Consider the following 19564-nt stretch of genomic DNA (forward strand, 5'->3'; position numbering starts at 1 on the left):
AATCGGTAATGGCGACGATCAAGGATGTGGCGGCCATGGCCGGCGTGTCGTTCACCACCGTGTCGCACGTGGTGAACAACACCCGCCCGGTGTCGGCGGACGTGCGTGCGAAAGTCGAGCGAGCGATCGCCCAACTCAATTACGTGCCGTCCGCGGTGGCGCGTTCGCTGAAGGCGCGCTCGACGGCGACCATCGGGCTCGTCGTGCCCAACAGCACGAATCCGTATTTCGCGGAGCTGGCGCGCGGGATCGAAGACGGGTGTGCGCGCCAAGGCTTTTGCATGTTCTTTTGCAATTCGGACGACGATCCGGCGAAACAGCGCAACTACCTGCGGATCTTGCAGGAAAAGCGGATCGACGGCCTCATTATCGCCTCGGCCGGCGACGACGCCGTGCTCGCGAGCAGCTTGACCGACACGCGCGAGCCGCTCGTGGTGGTCGATCGCAACATCGAAGGGCTGGCGGCGGACCTCGTGCAAATCGATCACGAGCGGGGCGCCTATTTGGCCACCCGGCATTTGCTCGAACTCGGCCACGTGCGCATCGGCTGCATTACGGGGCCGGTCGCAACGGCCGTCAGCGCGATGCGCGTGCACGGGTTTATCCGCGCGATGACCGAGCGTGGAATCGACATCGAACCGAGCGCCATCGTCGAGAGCGATTTTTCGGGCGAAGGCGGGCAAGAAGCGGCTGGACGCCTGTTCGACACCGTGCGGCCGACTGCTATTTTTGCCTGCAACGACATGATGGGCATCGGCGCGCTGCGCGTGGCCGCCGAACGCGGTATCCGCGTGCCGCAGCACTGCTCGATCATCGGATTCGACGACATCGAACTGAGCAGCTATACGTATCCCGCGCTGTCGACGGTAGGACAATCGGTGCGCGCGCTCGGCGAGGCCGCCGCGCAGATGTTGATCGAGCGCATCAGCGGCGTGGTGAGCGGGCCGACGCGCCGCCGGGTCATCACGCCGCGGCTCGTGCTGCGCGAATCGACCGCGGTATTTGCGGGCCCGATGGACGCCGCGCTATGCGCATGAGGCGGCTAATAACTTAGGGTGAACTTAAGGTGCGCGGCGCCTTCATTTATCACATCAATCAATCCTCCTCAAGTCCCTTCGTCGGCCGGCCGTAAACCGGGGATGGAGTGGAGCTTTCGCGGCAATGTGCCGTGACGGTTGCGCTCGAACCTGGAATCCGAACGGAAGGACTTCGAATGTTGAAAAACGGGATGACGATCAAGACGCGCATCGCCTTGGCGATGGCGTTCTTATCCGCACTGCTGCTGGCGGTCGGCGTGCTCGGATTGTCCGGCATGGGCAAAGCGAGCAGGGCGACAAGCGACATCTATCGGAACCAGATGCCGAGTGCGGTAGCGATCGGTATGGCGGAGAGCTATGCGGCACGCGAGCGCCTTGCCTTGGATCGCGCGGCCATGCATGCGGGGCAGGCCGACGATACGAAAAAGAACTTCGATCGCGCGGCCGTGCTTCGCTCGACCTCGGACGAGTGGTGGAAGAAATACATGGCATTGCCGCGCGATGCCGACGAGGACAAGCTCGCGCAAGACGTCGTGGCGAAACGCGAGGCGCTGCGATCGGTCATATCGGCCTATATGGATGCGATCAACGCGAACGATCACGACAAGATCCTTAGCACTGCCGACGAACTGCAGACGGCATTCGTCGCTTTGTCGAAGAGCGACGACACGTTGAGCCAATTGCAGTTCGCTCAATCCAGCGCGCAATTCGAAGAATCGCAATCGAGTTACGAGACGTTCCGCACGGTCACGATCGTGCTGCTCGCGCTCGCCCTTGCGGCGGCGTGCTTGGCCTATCTGAAGCTGCGGGCCGCGATCGCCGGTCCGCTGGCAGAAACCTTGGGCCATTTCGAGGCCATCGCATCGGGCGACCTGCGACGCCCGATCGTCGCGCGCACACGCGACGAAATGGGCCTCATGCTCGACGGCTTGGCAAAAATGCAACGCAGCTTGATCGACACGGTCCGCACGGTTCGCGGCGGCAGCGAGTCGATCGCGTCGGCCACGAAGCAAATCGCCGCCGGCAACCTAGACTTGTCGGCGCGCACCGAAGAGCAGGCCGCTTCTCTGCAACAAACGACTTCCAGCATGGATCAACTGACGGGCACCGTGCGGCAAAACGCCGACAATGCCCGCCAGGCGAGCGCGCTGGCCGCGAACGCATCGGAGATCGCCAACAAGGGCAACGAAGTTGTCGGCCAGGTCGTCGGGACGATGGGCGAGATCAACGACAGCTCGGCCAAGATCGCGGACATCATCACGATTATCGAAGGCATCGCTTTCCAGACGAACATCCTCGCGCTGAACGCGGCCGTCGAAGCGGCACGCGCGGGCGAGCAAGGGCGCGGCTTTGCCGTCGTGGCCGGCGAAGTGCGGGCGCTCGCGCAGCGCTCGTCGGGCGCGGCGAAGGAAATCAAAGCGCTGATCGACACCTCGGTCGAGCGGGTGCGCTCGGGTTCGGCGCTGGTCGGCGAGGCGGGACGCACGATGCAAGAGATCATCGCCGCCGTGCAGCGCGTGACCGATATCATGGGCGAAATTGCCGCGGCATCGGAAGAACAAAGCAGCGGGATCGGCGATGTGGCCCGGACCGTCACGCAGATGGACGAAGTGACGCAGCAAAACGCCGCGCTCGTGGAAGAAGCCTCGGCGGCGGCGCAATCGCTGCAGGAGCAGGCGGAGCGGCTGCGCACGGCCGTCGGCGTGTTCCAGCTTGCCGACGACGGCAGCGCGGGCCGCATGGCAGTGTTGCCGGGGCCATCGACGCATAGGCCGGCGACCGCCCCCACCGGTCCCGCCGGTACGAAGGCGATAGTCGCATCAACGGTGCGCAAACCTGCCGCATCGCCTCTCAAGCGACCGGCACCGCCGCGTGCGCCGAGTGCGTCGCGTGCGCCGCGTGCCGAGCCGGCCTTGGCGGCCGCAGCGACAAGCCCGTCCAAACCGATGGCGGCCGAAGCGCCGCGAACGCGCGCCGTAGCTGGAGTAAAACCCGCATCGCCCGCTCAGCGCACGACGCCCGCCACCGCACCGGTTTCGGCTCCTGCCTCCGCACGCAAGCTTGCGGCAACGAATGCGTCGTCCGCCGCGCATTCGGAAGACGACTGGGAAACCTTCTGAGGAGCGCGGCTTAGCACGCGCTCGCTTTTCCTCGCGCTTTTCCTCGCACGTCCCGCTCGGGACGCGGCGGGGCCGGCTGCCTCGCTTTCGATGCGGCCGGTCCAGCCCACGGCCTCGATCCGCCCCTTAATAATCGCTCCCGTTCGACTGGTCGATCCGGGCGGCCGCGTCCGCCGTTCTCCGGTTCTCCGATTCTCCATGCGTCACGGGGCGGCGAAAAAAACTTGTAACCGATGCGCACGGCTGTCGTCGAAAACGCGCTCCGATGCGTATACGGGTTAGGACGCGAACCAAGCGCGGCGCCACGAGCAGACGCAATCGTCGAGCAGGCATTGCGTGTGCGAGGAGGGCGAGGGACCGGCCCTACGCCGTGCGATCGATGCGACCGCCAAGACATCCATGCAACGGCGGCGTTGCGCACAAGCACGAAAGCCCATGCCGGTATGTGAGACGTCTTCGCGGGTGGTTGCGTTTGCGAACTCGGCCGCATCGGCGATGCACGCGCTGCGCGCGCGATTGGTCTACGGTCGAGGGTGACGGCAGCAGCAACGAGCAGCAACGCGATGGAGGCGAGCAAGCAGGCGGGAGCGTTTCGGCGCGGTGTCGATGCAGCAGCAAAGACGAAAGCCGGCACAAGATTGTAGGCGAGTGTGCTCGCTTATCCAAGTTAGGGCACACGTGTAGCGCTTCAGACCACGTAGGTCGTGAAAAATAATTTAAAAGGGTTTAGGATGATTTCGAGCGAGGTCGTTTCGGTATAGCCACCAAGTAGACGACATCGTCCGCAGACATAGGCGAGGAGGTAGCATGGATATTTACAGCAGCTTCGCGAACCGCTTCGAGAAAACCCGAGAGGAGGAATTCTCGCTCGAAGAGTATCTCGCGCTCTGCAAAAACGATCCCGCCGCGTACGCGTCGGCCAGCGAGCGCATGTTGACGGCTATCGGGGAGCCTGAGCAAGTCGACACGCGCCACGACCCCCGCTTGTCGCGAATCTTCGCGAACAAGGTCATCAAGGTTTACCCCGCGTTCCGAGAGTTCTACGGCATGGAGGACGTGATCGAGCAGGTGGTCGCGTACTTCCGCCATGCCGCGCAAGGGCTCGAAGAGAAAAAGCAAATTCTCTATTTACTGGGCCCTGTCGGCGGCGGTAAGTCGTCGATCGCGGAACGGCTCAAGCAGTTGATGGAGCGCGTGCCGTTCTACTCGCTCAAGGGCTCGCCGGTCAACGAATCGCCGCTCGGGCTCTTCGATTACGACGAAGACGGTCCGATCCTCGAGGAGCAGTACGGCATTCCGCGCCGCTACCTGAAGAGTATCCTGAGCCCATGGGCGGTCAAGCGTCTGCACGAGTACAACGGCGACATCCGTAAGTTCCGCGTGGTGCGCCGCTACCCGTCCATTCTGCGGCAAATCGGGATCGCCAAAACCGAGCCGGGCGACGAGAACAATCAAGACATCTCTTCGCTCGTCGGTAAGGTCGACATCCGCAAGCTCGAGCAGTATGCGCAGGACGACGCGGACGCCTACAGCTATTCCGGCGGCCTGTGCCTCGCGAATCAAGGCTTGCTCGAGTTCGTCGAAATGTTCAAGGCGCCGATCAAGGTGCTGCACCCGCTGCTCACGGCAACGCAGGAAGGCAACTTCAAAGGCACCGAAGGGTTCGGGGCGATTCCGTTCGACGGCATCATCCTCGCGCACTCGAACGAATCGGAATGGAAAGCCTTCCGCAATAACCGCAACAACGAAGCATTGCTCGACCGGATCTTCGTGGTGAAGGTGCCTTATTGCCTGCGGGTGTCGGAAGAGATCAAGATCTACGAGAAACTCATTCGCAACTCGTCGCTCGCGCAGGCCGTGTGCGCGCCCGGCACGTTGAAGATGATGGCGCAGTTCTCCGCGCTCACGCGGTTGCAAGAGCCCGAGAATTCGAACCTTTTCTCGAAGATGCAGGTGTACGACGGCGAGAACCTGAAAGACACCGATCCGAAAGCGAAGTCGTATCAGGAGTATCGCGACTACGCGGGGGTCGACGAAGGCATGACCGGCGTTTCGACGCGCTTCGCCTTCAAGATTTTGTCGCGCGTGTTCAACTTCGATTCGAGCGAAGTGGCTGCGAACCCCGTGCACCTCATGTATGTGCTCGAGCAGCAGATCGAACGCGAGCAGTTCCCGCCCGAAACCGAGCAGAAATATCTCTCGTTCGTGAAAGATCTATTGGCTTCTCGCTATGCCGAATTCATCGGCAAGGAGATACAAACCGCTTACCTCGAATCGTATTCGGAGTATGGGCAAAACATTTTCGATCGGTACGTCACGTATGCCGATTTCTGGATCCAGGACCAGGAGTTCCGCGATCACGACACGGGCGAGAGCTTCGACCGCGCCGCGCTGAACGCTGAGTTGGAGAAGATCGAGAAGCCGGCGGGTATCAGCAACCCGAAGGATTTCCGCAACGAGATCGTGAACTTCGTGTTGCGTGCCCGTGCCGCCAACGGGGGGAAGAACCCGGCATGGATCAGCTACGAGAAGCTGCGCGTCGTCATCGAAAAGAAGATGTTCTCGAACACGGAGGAACTGTTGCCCGTCGTCTCGTTCAATGCCAAGGGTTCGGCCGAAGAGCAGCGTAAGCACGAAGATTTCGTCAATCGCATGGTGGCCAAAGGCTACACGCCGAAGCAGGTGCGCTTGCTGTGCGACTGGTATCTGCGTGTGCGCAAGTCGTCGTGATTGTCGTCGTCGCAATCGCAGCGATGAAATAGGTAGCCGTAGTAGTGGTAGTCGTAGGGATAGACGCGACGCGCTCGCGGGCTCCAAGCCCGCGAGCTTCGACGTAGCGCTGTAGCCGCAAGCGATGCGCGGTGCGTGGGCACAGTGCCTGCGTCAGGGCTCGGCGGGTCGCTTTCGGCAACTAGAAGCGGGAGACTGGATGTGCTTCACCAAATCATCGACCGCAGGCTGGCTGGCAAGAACAAGAGCATTGCGAATCGCGAGCGCTTTTTGCGCCGTGTAAAAAGCTATATTCGGCGCGCCGTCTCGGAGGCGGTGCGCGATCGCAGCATCAAGGACATCCAAAACACGCAGAGCATCACGATTCCGCGCAAGGACATTGCCGAGCCGCAGTTTCATCACGGTCCGGGGGGCCGGCGCGAACTGGTTCACCCGGGCAACGCCGATTACGTGCGCGGCGATAAAATTCCGCGGCCGAACGGCGGCAGCGGCGGTGGCGGCAGCCAGGCGAGCAACGAGGGCGAGGGGCAGGACGATTTCGTCTTCGAGCTGAGCCGGGACGAGTTCATGCAGTACTTCTTCGATGATCTCGAACTGCCACGCCTCGTCAAAACGCATTTGCTGGCGGTGCCCACTTGGAAGAATATTCGCGCGGGCTGGGCGGCCGAGGGCACGCCGAATAACATCGACGTCGTCCGTTCGCTGCGCAGTGCGCTAGGCCGGCGGATCGCGCTCGGCGCACCGCTCGTGAACGAACTGCACGAACTCGAACGCCAATACGAAGCGCTCTCGAGCGAGCCGGGCGATCACGGCGACGAATTGAAGCGGCTCGAGGAAGCGTTGCATCATCTACGCGGCCGCATCTGGCGGATCCCGTTCATCGACCCATTCGATCTGCGCTACATCAACCGCGTGAAGCAGCCGCAGCCGTCGAGCCAAGCGGTCATGTTTTGCCTGATGGACGTATCGGGTTCGATGGACGAGCAGCGCAAGGATCTGGCGAAGCGCTTTTTCATCCTTCTGTATCTATTCCTGAAGCGGAACTACGAAAAGATCGAAGTCGTCTTCATCCGCCACCACACCCGGGCCGAAGAGGTGGACGAGGACACATTCTTTCATTCGACGGAAAGCGGCGGGACGGTGGTATCGAGTGCGTTGGAACTGATGCGCAAGATCCAGAACGAGCGCTATTCGCCGAGTGAATGGAACATTTACGGCGCTCAAGCGTCGGACGGGGACAACTGGACCGACGATTCGCCTAAGTGTCGCCGGATCTTGCAGGACGACATCCTGACAAAGGTACGGTACTTCGCCTATATTCAAGTCGCGCCCGAAGAGCAGAATTTGTGGCTCGAGTATGCGCAGCTCGCCATGACGGAGCCTCATCTGGCGATGAAGAAGGTGGAGGCCGCAGCCGATATTTACCCCGTTTTCCGGGAGCTGTTCGAAAAGCAAGTGGCGGCCTCATGAGTACTAAGCATCTGCATAACGAGTCGCGCGGCTATGAGCCGGAGCGCCGCGGCAAGGGCGCGCACGAGCCCGGATCGCGCCCGAAGCGCAGCGCCAAGCCCGAGCCGGCCGACACCGAAAAGACGCCAGGCCAGACAGAAGCCGTTGCCCCCGTGGTGGCGCAAAGGGAACCCCGTATGAACGTCGCCGACCGCAGACCTTTACCGTGGCCGTCCGATTGGACCTTCGAGTTGATCGAAGAATACGACACGCACATCGCCCAAGTCGCCGAGCAGTACGAACTCGACGTCTATCCGATCCAACTCGAACTCATCAGCGCCGAGCAGATGATGGATGCCTATGCGTCCGTCGGCATGCCCGTCAACTATCGGCACTGGTCCTTCGGCAAGCATTTCCTATCGACTGAAAAAAGCTACCGGCGAGGCCAGATGGGGCTCGCCTACGAAATCGTCATCAATTCGAATCCTTGCATCGCGTACTTGATGGAAGAGAACACGATGACGATGCAGGCGCTCGTCATCGCGCACGCAGCCTACGGCCATAACTCGTTCTTCAAGGGCAATTATCTCTTCCGGCTGTGGACCGACGCGCATGCCATCGTCGATTACCTCGTGTACGGCAAGAACTATATCGCCGAATGCGAGGAGCGTTATGGCATGGACCGCGTGGAAGAACTGCTCGACTCTTGCCATGCGCTGATGAATTACGGCGTCGACCGCTACAAGCGGCCGCAGAAACTCTCGTTGTCCAAGGAAGCCGCGTTGCGCCGCGAGCGCGAAGCGTATCTGCAATCGCAGGTGAACGAGCTATGGCGCACGCTGCCTACTCACCAGACGCCGTTCGCCGAGGAGGAAGAGGAGCGTTTTCCGCCCGAGCCGCAAGAAAATCTGCTTTATTTCGCGGAAAAGAATGCGCCGCTCCTGGAGCCTTGGGAGCGCGAGGTGATCCGCATCGTGCGCAAGATCGGCCAGTACTTCTATCCGCAACGGCAAACGCAAGTCATGAACGAGGGTTGGGCAACGTTTTGGCACTACACGCTGCTCAATACGCTCTATAACCAGGGGCTGCTCGAAGACGGTTTCATGATGGAGTTCTTGCACTCGCACAGCAACGTCATCTATCAGCCGCCCGTGACCAAGCCGTACTACAGCGGCATGAATCCGTACGCGCTCGGGTTCTCGATGATGAGCGACATTCGTCGTATCTGCGAGGCGCCGACCGAAGAAGATCGCCGGTGGTTCCCCGATATCGCGGGCTCGCCTTGGCTGCAAACGATGCACTACGCGATGCGCAACTTCAAGGACGAGAGCTTTATCGCTCAATACTTGTCGCCGCATCTGATTCGCGACATGCGCTTGTTCTCGGTGCTCGACGACGATACGCGCGATGCGCTCGAAGTGTCCGCGATCCATGACGACAGCGGCTACCAACACGTGCGTCAGGCCCTGTCGCGCCAATACGACATGCATCATCGCGAGCCGAACATTCAGGTCTGGTCGGTCAATACGCGCGGAGACCGCAGTTTGACACTACGTCATTTCATGAGCGACAACCGGCACTTGGCGAACGACAGCGACGAAGTGCTCAAGCACATGGCGCGGCTGTGGCAATTCGACGTGTATCTGGAAAGCGTCGACGAAAACGGTACGGTCAGGAAGCGCTACGACTGCCGCTATACGCCCCCGGCAGTGAGGCTGTAACGGTCACGACGAGGGCAGCGAGGCGAACGCCCGCGCTGCCCGTTACGCTCAACGGTTCCAAGCGCGCTCGAGTAGGGCGCGCACCTCGTCGTCGGTCGTCTCTCCGAAGTCCTCGTAATGTTGGCCGACGCTGAAGAATAGTGCCGGTTGCGCGACGCATACGAAGGCATCTACCGTGTCGGCGAAATCCGCTTCGATGCCGGCCGGCGCGACCGGCAAGGCAGCGACGATACGGGCTGGGCGGCAGGCGCGCACGGCCAGGACGGCTGCCTTCATGGTGGCCCCGGTGGCAATGCCGTCGTCGACGAGTATCACCGTCCGACCTTCGACGCGAGCCGGAGGCCGATTTCCTCGATAAAGCCCCTCTCGTCGGCCGAGTTCGGCGCGTTCTTGTGCCAGCACTGCGTCGAATTGGGCTTGCGAAACCTGCGCGGCCTTCAAGGTGTCGCGCTCGACCTGCAGCGCGCCGCCCGTTGCGATGGCGCCCATCGCCAACTCCTTGTGGCCGGGCACACCGATTTTGCGTACCGGAAGCACGTCGAGTTCGGCGCCGAGTGCCATCGCCACTTCGAATGCAACGGGAACGCCCCCGCGCGGGAGCGCCAATACGAGTGCGCTCGCATCGGCTTCGTCGCGCAAACGTTCGGCGAGCATGCGGCCCGCTTCCTGGCGATCTTTGAAAAGGGCATACATAACGTGCCTAGGCGGATCGAGATCGGCGAGCGGCCGTCGTACGGGCCGGCCAACGATCGTCGCGACACGTTTATTTTAGGACGGACATCGCCGCCCGGCGTATCGGCTTATGCACGTTCGGCGGCGCGGCACGGCCTGCGCACTCGGCGCGACTAAAGCGCGTCGTGAAAGATGATGCCTAACGTGTGGCGCAGGCCGGAACGGACGCGACTCACGCCATGGCGCAGATTGACGCGATAGGGCCCGCGCGTTCCCTGCACGGGACGATGGCTGACCGCGAAAATCACCGCATCGCCCTGTTCCAGCGCGACCACTTCCGCTCGCGATTGCATGCGAGGCCGTTGCTCGGTCAAAACGAATTCGCCGCCGGTAAAGTCGCGACCCGGCTGCGACAGCAAGATCGCCACTTGGATCGGAAACGCATGTTCCCCGTACAAATCTTGGTGCAGGCAGTTGTAATCGTCTTGCCGGTATCGAAGGATAAGCGGGGTGGGCCGTCGCTGGCCGGCCGCATGGCATCGGTCGATGAAGGCCCGATGTGTTCTCGGGTAGCGAACGTCGATCGCCATCGCTTGATTCCACCGGTTGGCAATCGGCACGAGGCGCGGATAAAGGGCCGAACGCAGCGCCGCGACGAGCGGCGGCAACGGGTAGGCGAAATACTGATACTCGCCTTGCCCGAAGCCATGACGGCTCATGACCACCCGGCTCCGATAGAGCGATTGCGCATCGTAAAGCGCCGCCAGCGCACGACACTCGGCCGCCGGCAACAGCGCCGGAACGACGGCCGATCCGCGCGTATCGAGCGTTTGCAAGACGCTGGGCCAGTCGATCGCATCGAGATTGGCAACGGCCGCGCGAACGGCATCGGATTCGTCCGAAACACGGCCGGTGTCGGGTAGGAGAAGGGTGGGGGCGGACATGCTCGAAAAACGCTCCATGCAGGTCGAGGGCGTACTCGATTGTGCGCGTGCGATTTCTCCGCTACTTTCGAAATCTTGCGATTTGATTCGGAGGACGGCCGCCGCAGCTAGCCCTTGTAGCCGAATTCACGCAACAGCGCCTTGCGTGCGGAGATATCCTCGTCCGTCTCGATGCCGAGCGGGGGGAAACCGTCGACCACCCCGAGGATGCTGCGGCCTTGGCCCGTTTCGGCCACCACCGCTTCAACCGGATTGGCCGTCGCGCAAAAGATGCGGCACACCTCCGGCACGTTGCGAATCTTCGGCAGCACATTAACCGGGAAGTAGCCCTGGCCGAGAAAGACGATGAAACTGTGACCCGCGCCGATGGCTTGCGCGTTGCGGCAGGCAAGCTCCGTCAGGGCAGCGTCGGTGCCGGAGCGACGCACGAGGCGCTTGCCCGACGCCTCGCAAAAGGCCAAGCCGAACGAGATGCCCGGCACGGCTTCGAACAGCGCTTCGTGGATATCTTCCACGGATTTGATGAAATGGGTCTGGCCCAGAATGACATTGAGGTTGTCCGGATTCGAGACGGTCACGGTAAGGAGTTGAAGCATGGCGACCTCGCAAAAGGGCGGGTCCGAGGCGGGCTCGCATTCAACTCATTCTAGGCGTTCGACGTACCGCTCTCAGCTTGTCGCAACGGCAACCGAGAGCGAGTCCGGCCGGGTAGGCGCACTGGGCGTTCGGGAACGCGCCAGAATCATTTCCCGCGCACGGGCCCAGGCAACGGTGGCGGCGTCGGTTCGTCCGGTGACCTGAACCGACAGCGTAGCGCCATCGAGCAACATCACGATAACAGGCGCCAACGCTTGGGCTTCGTCCGCTTCCATCATCTCTAACAGAATGTGTTCGATTCGCCGAGTCAACGCGGCTTTTTGCTCGACCGCTGCGTTATGAATCGGGTAGCCCTTGGACGGAAATTCGGCTGCGGCGTGCGCAAACATGCAGCCGGCGAAGTGCTCGCCATTGAACCAATCGTGGTGCCAATCGAACACCTTTTTCATGCATTCGAGCGGCGAGCGCGCTTGCGAAAGCGCCGCTTCCAGGGAGATCGCATGCGCTTGCGCGCGTTGCTGCAGCACCTCGACGATCAGATCTGTCTTAAGAGGAAAATGACGGTACATCGTCGTCTTGGTAACGTGCGCCTCCGCAATGACCCAATCGATCCCCACGCTGTGGTATCCGTAGAGACCGAATAGACGGGTCGCAGCGTTCACGATCTGCTGACGTTTTGCTGACATATCGATATGACGGTTTTAAATGACCTGCATTATCGTCGCACTGAATGGTGCGTCAATAGGGAGACGCTCGAATTCATCGATTTTCGACCGCCGATACTCGTCATCGTTGACATCGCATCTCGCTTTTATGCCGTATCGAGACACCACCGACGAAGTCGAAAAATATTAATCGAATTTCCGCGCGGCGATACTGTCAACGTTGACAGGATTGGCGGCGACTTGAAAAATTGCAACGAAAACCAATGCCAATCTCAATTGTGCGCGATATCTCAAAACCAGGCTCCAGACGCGTGGACAGGGCGAGCGCGTCGCCGATCATGCATAATGCCGTCTTCATCCGATCGAGCGCATCGATGCCAGTCGATGCAGCCGAAGAAAAAACCGTAAGATACCGTCGACGCACTACGAGGAATCGTCGCCTTACTGGTACTGGTATTTGTCTTCGTCGTTCGTTTTCATTTGGCGTTTCGCCCGGAACGCATCCCATTTTCGCGGGATTGACTTTCCGATTGGATCGCAGCTGTCGTTCGAAACGACGACTATGGCATCGCAACGTTTTTTAGCGGATTGGGGTTTTCGATGAGTCATCGCTTCGATGGGGTACCGTGCCGATGTTAAAGAAAGCAACACTCATGGCGGTAGCAAGTTTGACGATCTTAGTGGGTAGCGTGCAGGCTGCCGGGGAGCAAGCCAGACCCGCGGGGCCCGCGGTGATGGTTCATTTCGATTACTACCCGAAAGACGCGGCGCGACTTCACGCGCTGGAACGCCGGCTGGAGGGTGCGATCAAGCGCGCGGGCGCCGGAGCACTGGGCGAGTCGGAACTCCACGTCGACGGCAATGACGGGTACTTGTATATGTTTGGGCCCGACGCCGATCGACTGTATCGGGTGACCGCGCCCATCTTGAAGTCGTCGCAGCTTATGAACGGGGCTGAGGTGACGGAGCGATATGCCGCGGCGGGGACGAAAACGAAAACGTTCGTCGTGCGGACAGACGCCCAGCGAAGAAGCGGGCGCATTCGATCGCGTGCGAGTTCGCTACTGACCGTCGAAGAAACGAGCCTGCTACATCGGTTCGATCTTAACGGGCGCCCTGTGGAACTTGTCCCGACGCTCGATACACGTGCGGGGCGACGCCGACGACACGTTTGAACATGCCGGAGAAGGCGGCGGGGCTGCCGTAACCGAGATCCAGCGCCACTTGCGTGATCGAGGCGCCCTGCGCAAAGCGAGCGATGGCGTTCAACAGACATGCCTGTTCTCGCCAAGCGACGAAGCTCACGCCCAATTCGCTGCGGAACAACCGTGTGAAACTGCGTCGGCTTAGCGCGACGCGGCTTGCTGCCTCATCGACGCCAAACGCAGCGGAAGGCGCTAAAAGCATTGCTCGGCACAGTGCCGCCAAGCGCGGCTCGTTGGGTAAGGGTGCGTTGAGCGCAAGCGGCTGCATGGCGGCGATTTCGTCCACGAGCAAATCCATTATTCGCGCGGCGCGCGTCTTTGGCGCATATAGGGCGGGTTGTCGGACCGCTTCGAACATAAGGTTTCTAAGCAGGGGCGACGTGCTCAGGACGTGGCATCGAGACAGCAATCGGCTGTTGTGTTTCGGACGCGCGCGAACGAACGCATTGAGCATCCGCACGTTGCCGTTCATCTGCATGCCGTGCGTGGCTTGCGCGGGGAGCCAAATCGCACATTGAGGCGGAACGACCCAGTTGCCCTGGGCAGTGACGACGGTCATCGACCCTTCGGCCGCGTAGGCGAATTGGCCGCGCGCATGCGTATGGTCGGGAAAGACGAAGCCCGAAGGGTAGAGGCGTTCTATTGCGATGACGTCCCGAGGGACTTCCGCATAGCTCACCGGGATGGCGACTGTCATGGCCCAAACTCTTGTTGAATTGACCCGATTGTGAATGTGAGACACCGCGGCGAAATCTACCATGCCGGTGGTCCGCGGCGATCTTCGCACGCGGACGGTAGGGTTCATTTCTTCAAGAGGTATCGATGACGTCGAACAACGAGAGAATGCTGGCCCGGTATAGCCAGTGGGCGAATGCGGCCATCTTCGAGACGGTGGCGGGCTTGCCGGAGGCCGCAATCGGCGCGCCTTGCGAAAGCGTGTTGGGGAGTCTGTCGCGTACGCTGGGCCATGGCTACGCTGTCGGGGCGATTTTTCGGGCTCATATCGAGCGGCGCGCTCACGGCTTCGAGGTCCGCAATGTACCCGAGACGACGACGTTCGAGGCGCTGCGCGTCATGCAACGCGATCTCGATGCGTGGTATGTGGCGTGGGTCGATGAAGTGCAAGACGGCGAACTCGATGAGCGTCTTCGTTTTCGGTTTCTGGACGGCAGCGAAGGCGCGATGACGCGCAGGGAAATGTTCCTGCACGTCGTCAATCACTACACGTACCACCGAGGATTTGTCGCCGACATGTTGTACAGAATGTCGATCGGCGCGCCGAAAACGGACCTGACGGTCTATCTGTGCGAGCGGGTTTGGAACTGAGGTTCGGCGCGAAGGGAGGTCGCGGCCCAGGCGGGAAGCGCTTTGGATTCTTAGCCTGGGACCGCGCGAGACCGATCAAGAAGCGCGGATGGGCGCGCTGACCGAACGGCTGCCTGTTGTAGTGGATACGATGGATAGTTGATTTGACATAACATGAATTATCAACCGATTGGGTGTTAGAGCTTTTTAGTAATGTCCGATTTGGGCTACTTAGAAATGTCCGCTTACGAGCAGCGTAAGCTATCCGGCCGCCGTGTTCCCGGTGCTGGAGGCCCAGATGGCTGCGACAGAACGGATAACGATGACGATGCGCGAGCTGGACCGATTCAAGGTCATTCAGGACGTGGTGGACGGCAAGTTGCAGCCATGGCGTGCGGCCGACCGGCTGGAGCTGACGACGCGACAGATTCGCCGGCTGGCTGCCCGGTTTCGGGAACACGGGCCGGCCGGGCTGGTGTTTGGTCATCGAACCAAGCCCGGCAATCGTCGACTCGACGGCGATCTCGCAGCCCGGGCGCTGACGATCATTCGTGATCGCTACGCCGATTTCGGGCCGACGCTCGTCCTTTTTTAACGCGCGCGTCGAGTGATACGCCACAGCGCTGGGCCGCCGTAGACGATAGCCAAGGCAATCACAAAACTCACGGTCAACAAGACGCCGATTATCACGTCCTCATGTCCCTCGACACCAACCGCGCCAAACATGTGAAACAAGGGAGACAGGACAGCATAGCCACGCTCGCTATACAGCCAACCAGGAATGGCGTCGATCTTTGTCAGGCCCAGGAACACAGGTATTGTTAGCGCGATGGCGACGAGCCCTGATAAGAGCCGGCTCATCGCACCTCCACCGTTCCGTAGTATTTAATCGTCGTACCAGGAACCACCCTCGTCTCTTGCGACAACAAAAAATCGCGCAGCTTATAAAATTGAGATGTTGACGCCAGCGTTATACACCCTTCGCTCACGCCGAATCGACCGTTCGGATGCAAGCGGAAGTTCCCCCGCTTAACGCCATCGATAACTGTGTAATCGTCAATGACATTATCGTTGCGATAGAGCGAGAACCAATCGTCGTGGTGCACGTGCGACCCGTGATCCTTAAGCCAATCCCACAGCCAGCCCAACCGCCCACCACTTTGCCTACTCACGATGTAGTAAGTGCCCTTCGGCAGCGGCCCGGCGTTCGCAACCGCCGTCGCATCCGGGTTATCGACATACGACGGCTTGCCGGAAAACGCCGCCAGCGAACCGAAACCGGGGCAAATTAGCGTGGACATAGGCTGATTATTCAGCAAAAAGGTGCAACGAACAGGTATTGATGTGGCCCTCTATTTTTATGATGTCGCCCGATTATAGAGAAACCGCTGTCACTTCGTCGAGAACTCGCCTTTCGAATTTCCGTCCGGCATTGCCCGATGCCATTCAGACCACGCCGGTCGCGTAGCTCCCATTGAATCGTTGAATCGCGGCTCCGTCCCAGACCCCGACACTGCGACGGGTGACAACCGCGGCGTCCCTCCCGGATCCCCGATCGATTCGTGTCCACCGGCCCCCGACGCCCCTCCTCCAGCGCGGCATATTGCTGCCCGCCACCAAGCAGCCCTTCTCACTTCGCCACAACCCACGAGGCAATGCTGTTGCCAACCATGTTCGTCGCGGTACGCCCCATGTCGAGCAAGGTGTCGACAACAATCGTTGTAAGATCGGCCGGTGACGCTTCCGAATCCGGTTTCCGAATGATCGGAAGTTCGGCCGACGCCCAGCGTCCGTGCTGTTTAACTATTCCTCGATTGCGCAGACCACAGACGTGACGAATAACTTTGAAGCCCTTGCTGCGCTCATCCGCGAGCGTTTTCCGAGTTTCAGCCCGCAATTTCAGATCGGTGCGGCCTTTTTGCTAGACAACCCCGACGAAGTCGCGGTGCTATCGATGCGCAAGGTGGCGGAGCGAGCCAACGTTCAGCCCGCAGCCATGGTTCGACTGGCCCAACAGCTTGGCTATCCGGGCTGGAGCGAACTGCGGGAAGTGTTCGTCAGTCGTGTCCGGACACGCCCGGAACCCCTTACGTCGCGCGCCAAAACATTGATTAAAGGGAGTTCCGGCGACTCGCTTTCGCATCGGCTGACGGCCGCTCAAACGCACAATCTCGAGCTAACCTTCAGTCAAAGCGCACAGGCCGTCGGTAGCGTCGCCAAGCTCTTGCGCAAGGCGGCGCATGTGCATGTCGCCGGTTTCAGGTCGTGCTTCCCGGTCGCGTTCGGGCTCGTCTATGGCTATCGATTGTTCAGGTCGTCGGTTAGCCTCATCTCTGCGGAAGCCGGCACCCTCGAGATGGAACTCCGCGGTATAGAGAGCAAGCATGCGACCGTCGTCGTGAGCTTTGCCCCCTACTCGGTCGAGGCCGTACGTGTTGCCGAAGCCGCGGTGAATCAGGGCTCCAAGCTGATTGCGCTGACGGACAGCGCGGTCTCGCCGATCGCGCTCAACGCGGACGAGGTCCTGCTTTTTTCGCACGACACCCCTTCCTTCTTCCCGTCGCTGCTAGCCGCCAATGCAATAGCGGAGTTGCTGGTCGCCCAACTGCTCTCGCTCGAAGGGCCGGACGCGGTCGAGCGGCTCGGCCTGGCCGAGACGGCCTTGCATCGACACGGCGCCTACACGCCATAACAACGGACCCGCCTCATGAGCATGGCACTGCCTCGTCGACGCAATGCGGTTCGCTTCACCGCCAAGTGGATGATCGCAATCGCGGCGCTCTGCGCGCTTGCGTTATTGGCGTGCATCGCGACGTTGGCGCTTGGCCTGCCCGTGCTCGACGGTACGAAGGTCGCAACCGGATTGCATGGCGAGGTAGACATCGCACGCGACGCGCAGGGTGTACCCACCTTGTCGGGCGGCACGCGCGAAGATCTCGCTTATGCGACCGGGTTCGTGCACGCGCAGGAACGCTTCTTCCAAATGGATCTGCTCAGGCGGTCGGCGACAGGCAGCCTAGCCGCCCTGCTGGGCCCCTCCGTCCTTGGCATCGATCGTCAACGCCGGATATACGCGTTCAACCGCCTTGCCGATCAAGCCTTCTCCACCCTTTCACCGGCCGACAAAACGATCTTGGAACGCTACGCCGCCGGCGTGAATGCTGGCCTCGCGGCGCTAACGGTGCGACCGTTCGAATATATCGTGCTGCGGACGACTCCGGTTCGATGGCGCGCTCAAGACAGCTTGCTCGTCGTCTGGTCGATGTATTTCGAGCTGCAGTCGAGTCAATTGCACCGCGACTTCGCGCGGGGTTGGTTGCGCGAGCATACGGCCCCTTCGGCGCTGAAAACGCTGCTGCCCGAGGACAGCGAATGGGATGCGCCGCTCGATGCCGCATCCATCGACCGAAACGCGCAGACCGTTCAGGGCGCCGCGCCGGATTGGTTCGGCGGTTCGCCGTCGGAGTCGGTGGCGCAGATACCGTTCGGCACGGCGGTCGGCAGCAACAATTGGGCGATATCGGGCAAGCGGACGACGACCGGCAGCGCGATCGTCGCCAACGACATGCATCTGAGCCTGCGCCTGCCGAATATTTGGTATCGCGCCGTGCTCGACTATCCGTCCCCGTCCGGCACCCAGCGACGCGTCGTCGGCGTCACGCTGCCAGGCGCACCGGTTATGGTGGCGGGCAGCAACGGGGCGCTCGCGTGGGGATTCACCAATAGTTACGGCGACTACCTCGATCTCGTCGAACTCGAACTCGATCCCCACCAACCCGATCGCTATCGAACGCCGACGGGATGGGCCCCGCTCCGATCGCGCGACGAGGTACTGCAAGTCAATGGCGCCGCGCCCCAGACGATCCATGTGTCCGAGTCCGGTCTCGGGCCGGTGTGGCAGGTTGGCGATAAACGCTATGCGGTCCGATGGGTCGCCGAGGACCGCGATGCAGTCAACTTGGGTTTGCTGCAGATGGAAGGCGCGGCTAACGTGCGCGAGGCATTGTCCGTGGGCCAGTCTGCCGGGCTCCCGGCGCAAAATCTCGTCGCCGGGGATGCCGCCGGCAATATCGGCTGGACGATCGCCGGCCCCATGCCGAAACGCGAAACCGACTGGGGCGATACGTTCCCGTACTCGTCGGCAAATGGCGGTAAAGGATGGCACTTCCTGCTCGCGCCGCAAGATCATCCCTCGATCGTCAATCCCGCGTCCGGCCAGGTTTGGTCGTCCAACGCGCGTCAATTGGCCGGCGCCGGCTACGGCGCCATCGGCGACGGCGGTGCCGACCTGGGCGCGCGAGGGCGTCAGATTCGCGACGACCTTGCCGCGCAACGCGTCATGGATGAAGCGCGCGCCTACGCACCGGGCGTAGACGACCGCGCGCTCTTCATGTCCGCCTGGCGAGATCGTGCGTTGCGCGCTTTGGACGAGCACGCGTTGACGGGCCATCCCGAACGTGCCGAGTTTCGGCGCCTATTGCTTGAACGCTGGAACGGATGTGCTTGCGACGACTCGGTGGCGTATCGCTTGGCTCGAAGTTTTTTGAACAGCCTGTATGGCGAACTCTTCGCCGAGGCCGACCGGGACATGCAAACCCTCGATCCCTCCGCCAGCTTCGCCGTCGCCACGCCGCGCTGGCCGGTGGTGTTGGCGCATCTCGTGGATCGACAACCGGCGAACTGGCTTCCGAAAAATCGGGGGACGTGGAGTGACGTGGAACTCGCGGCGATCGACGATTCCATTGCCAAGCTGACGGCCCATGGGGCACGCCTGCAAGACGCCACGTGGGGACGCCGCAACGCGGCCCGCATCGCGCATCCGTTCGTTACCGGTATGCCGTTCCTCGCGCGCTGGCTAGCGGCGCCGAGCGACCCCTTACCGGGCGACGGCAACATGCCTCGCGTCGCCGCGCCTTCGTTCGGACAGTCGGAGCGGATGGTCGTCTCTCCGGGGCACGAGGATCAAGGCATCTTCAACATGCCGGGCGGGCAAAGCGGCAATCCGCTAAGCCCCTACTTCTTGGCTGGACACGAAGCTTGGGTGCACGGGCAACGCACCCCTTTGCTGCCCGGGCCACGCACGCATCTGCTTCGGTTGAAACCCATGGTGCAATGAGCG

At 61.3% G+C, this 19564-nt stretch carries 15 protein-coding genes and 1 pseudogene; 9 read left to right on the forward strand and 7 right to left on the reverse strand.

All coding sequences use genetic code 11. The annotated features are described in order from the left end of the window. Nucleotides 1–8: 8 nt before the first annotated feature. The 5 genes from ACTHN9_RS20970 to ACTHN9_RS20990 all read left to right on the forward strand — a co-directional run bounded on the left by ACTHN9_RS20970 (nucleotide 9) and on the right by ACTHN9_RS20990 (nucleotide 9057). Nucleotides 9–1037, forward strand: a complete 1029-nt coding sequence (locus tag ACTHN9_RS20970; protein WP_440538694.1) for a LacI family DNA-binding transcriptional regulator — start codon at nucleotides 9–11, stop codon at nucleotides 1035–1037. A gap of 176 nt (nucleotides 1038–1213) precedes the next feature. Beyond that, complete coding sequence (locus tag ACTHN9_RS20975) at nucleotides 1214–3157, forward strand: methyl-accepting chemotaxis protein (protein WP_440538695.1); 1944 nt, start codon at nucleotides 1214–1216, stop codon at nucleotides 3155–3157. An 807-nt stretch (nucleotides 3158–3964) separates the two neighbouring features. Then, nucleotides 3965–5887 carry a PrkA family serine protein kinase gene (locus ACTHN9_RS20980; protein ID WP_440538696.1) on the forward strand — a complete coding sequence of 641 codons (1923 nt, stop codon included), beginning with the start codon at nucleotides 3965–3967 and terminating at the stop codon, nucleotides 5885–5887. Between the two features lie 201 nt (nucleotides 5888–6088). Then, entirely contained in the window at nucleotides 6089–7357 is a 1269-nt protein-coding gene (locus ACTHN9_RS20985; RefSeq protein WP_440538697.1) for a YeaH/YhbH family protein, read from the forward strand. After that, nucleotides 7354–9057, forward strand: coding sequence for a SpoVR family protein (locus ACTHN9_RS20990; RefSeq protein ID WP_440538698.1), 1704 nt, complete (start codon nucleotides 7354–7356; stop codon nucleotides 9055–9057). Before ACTHN9_RS20985 ends, ACTHN9_RS20990 begins: the two co-directional genes overlap by 4 nt. A 48-nt stretch (nucleotides 9058–9105) precedes the next feature. Here the strand turns inward: ACTHN9_RS20990 and ACTHN9_RS20995 are convergent, their stop codons facing one another. The 5 genes from ACTHN9_RS20995 to ACTHN9_RS21015 form a co-directional block, all read right to left on the reverse strand. Then, entirely contained in the window at nucleotides 9106–9711 is a 606-nt protein-coding gene (locus tag ACTHN9_RS20995; RefSeq protein ID WP_440538699.1) for a phosphoribosyltransferase, read from the reverse strand. A gap of 191 nt (nucleotides 9712–9902) precedes the next feature. Beyond that, nucleotides 9903–10673 carry a 2OG-Fe(II) oxygenase gene (locus tag ACTHN9_RS21000; protein ID WP_440538700.1) on the reverse strand — a complete coding sequence of 257 codons (771 nt, stop codon included), beginning with the start codon at nucleotides 10671–10673 and terminating at the stop codon, nucleotides 9903–9905. Nucleotides 10674–10780: 107 nt separating this feature from the next. Then, nucleotides 10781–11269, reverse strand: a complete 489-nt coding sequence (locus ACTHN9_RS21005) for an adenosine-specific kinase (RefSeq protein ID WP_440538701.1) — start codon at nucleotides 11267–11269, stop codon at nucleotides 10781–10783. Between the two features lie 72 nt (nucleotides 11270–11341). Then, entirely contained in the window at nucleotides 11342–11956 is a 615-nt protein-coding gene (locus ACTHN9_RS21010) for a TetR/AcrR family transcriptional regulator (RefSeq protein WP_440538702.1), read from the reverse strand. Nucleotides 11957–13039: 1083 nt separating this feature from the next. Next, nucleotides 13040–13837 (reverse strand): AraC family transcriptional regulator, encoded by a 798-nt coding sequence (locus tag ACTHN9_RS21015; RefSeq protein WP_440538703.1) that lies wholly within the window; start codon nucleotides 13835–13837, stop codon nucleotides 13040–13042. Nucleotides 13838–13962: 125 nt separating this feature from the next. Here ACTHN9_RS21015 and ACTHN9_RS21020 point away from each other — a divergent pair, with 125 nt between their 5' ends. Continuing rightward, nucleotides 13963–14466, forward strand: coding sequence for a DinB family protein (locus ACTHN9_RS21020; protein WP_440538704.1), 504 nt, complete (start codon nucleotides 13963–13965; stop codon nucleotides 14464–14466). A gap of 277 nt (nucleotides 14467–14743) precedes the next feature. Further along, nucleotides 14744–15028: pseudogene (locus ACTHN9_RS21025) on the forward strand (helix-turn-helix domain-containing protein); the annotation flags it as partial. 8 nt (nucleotides 15029–15036) lie between these two features. On the opposite strand, the gene ACTHN9_RS21030 reads toward ACTHN9_RS21025, so the two are convergent. Both ACTHN9_RS21030 and ACTHN9_RS21035 read right to left on the reverse strand, forming a co-directional pair. Further along, on the reverse strand, nucleotides 15037–15306 hold the full coding sequence (locus tag ACTHN9_RS21030) for a hypothetical protein (RefSeq protein ID WP_440538705.1): 270 nt from the start codon (nucleotides 15304–15306) through the stop codon (nucleotides 15037–15039). Continuing rightward, nucleotides 15303–15785, reverse strand: a complete 483-nt coding sequence (locus ACTHN9_RS21035) for a DUF2778 domain-containing protein (RefSeq protein ID WP_440538755.1) — start codon at nucleotides 15783–15785, stop codon at nucleotides 15303–15305. Before ACTHN9_RS21035 ends, ACTHN9_RS21030 begins: the two co-directional genes overlap by 4 nt. Nucleotides 15786–16276: 491 nt before the next feature. Between ACTHN9_RS21035 and ACTHN9_RS21040 the strand changes: the two genes are divergently transcribed. Both ACTHN9_RS21040 and ACTHN9_RS21045 read left to right on the forward strand, forming a co-directional pair. Then, the gene (locus ACTHN9_RS21040; protein WP_440538706.1) at nucleotides 16277–17137 is read left to right on the forward strand and encodes a MurR/RpiR family transcriptional regulator; all 861 of its coding nucleotides are present in this window, start codon (nucleotides 16277–16279) and stop codon (nucleotides 17135–17137) included. 21 nt (nucleotides 17138–17158) lie between these two features. Continuing rightward, complete coding sequence (locus ACTHN9_RS21045; RefSeq protein WP_440538756.1) at nucleotides 17159–19561, forward strand: penicillin acylase family protein; 2403 nt, start codon at nucleotides 17159–17161, stop codon at nucleotides 19559–19561. Nucleotides 19562–19564: the final 3 nt, after the last annotated feature.

This window comes from Trinickia sp. (genome assembly GCF_051953405.1).
In the GTDB taxonomy this organism is placed as follows: domain Bacteria; phylum Pseudomonadota; class Gammaproteobacteria; order Burkholderiales; family Burkholderiaceae; genus Trinickia.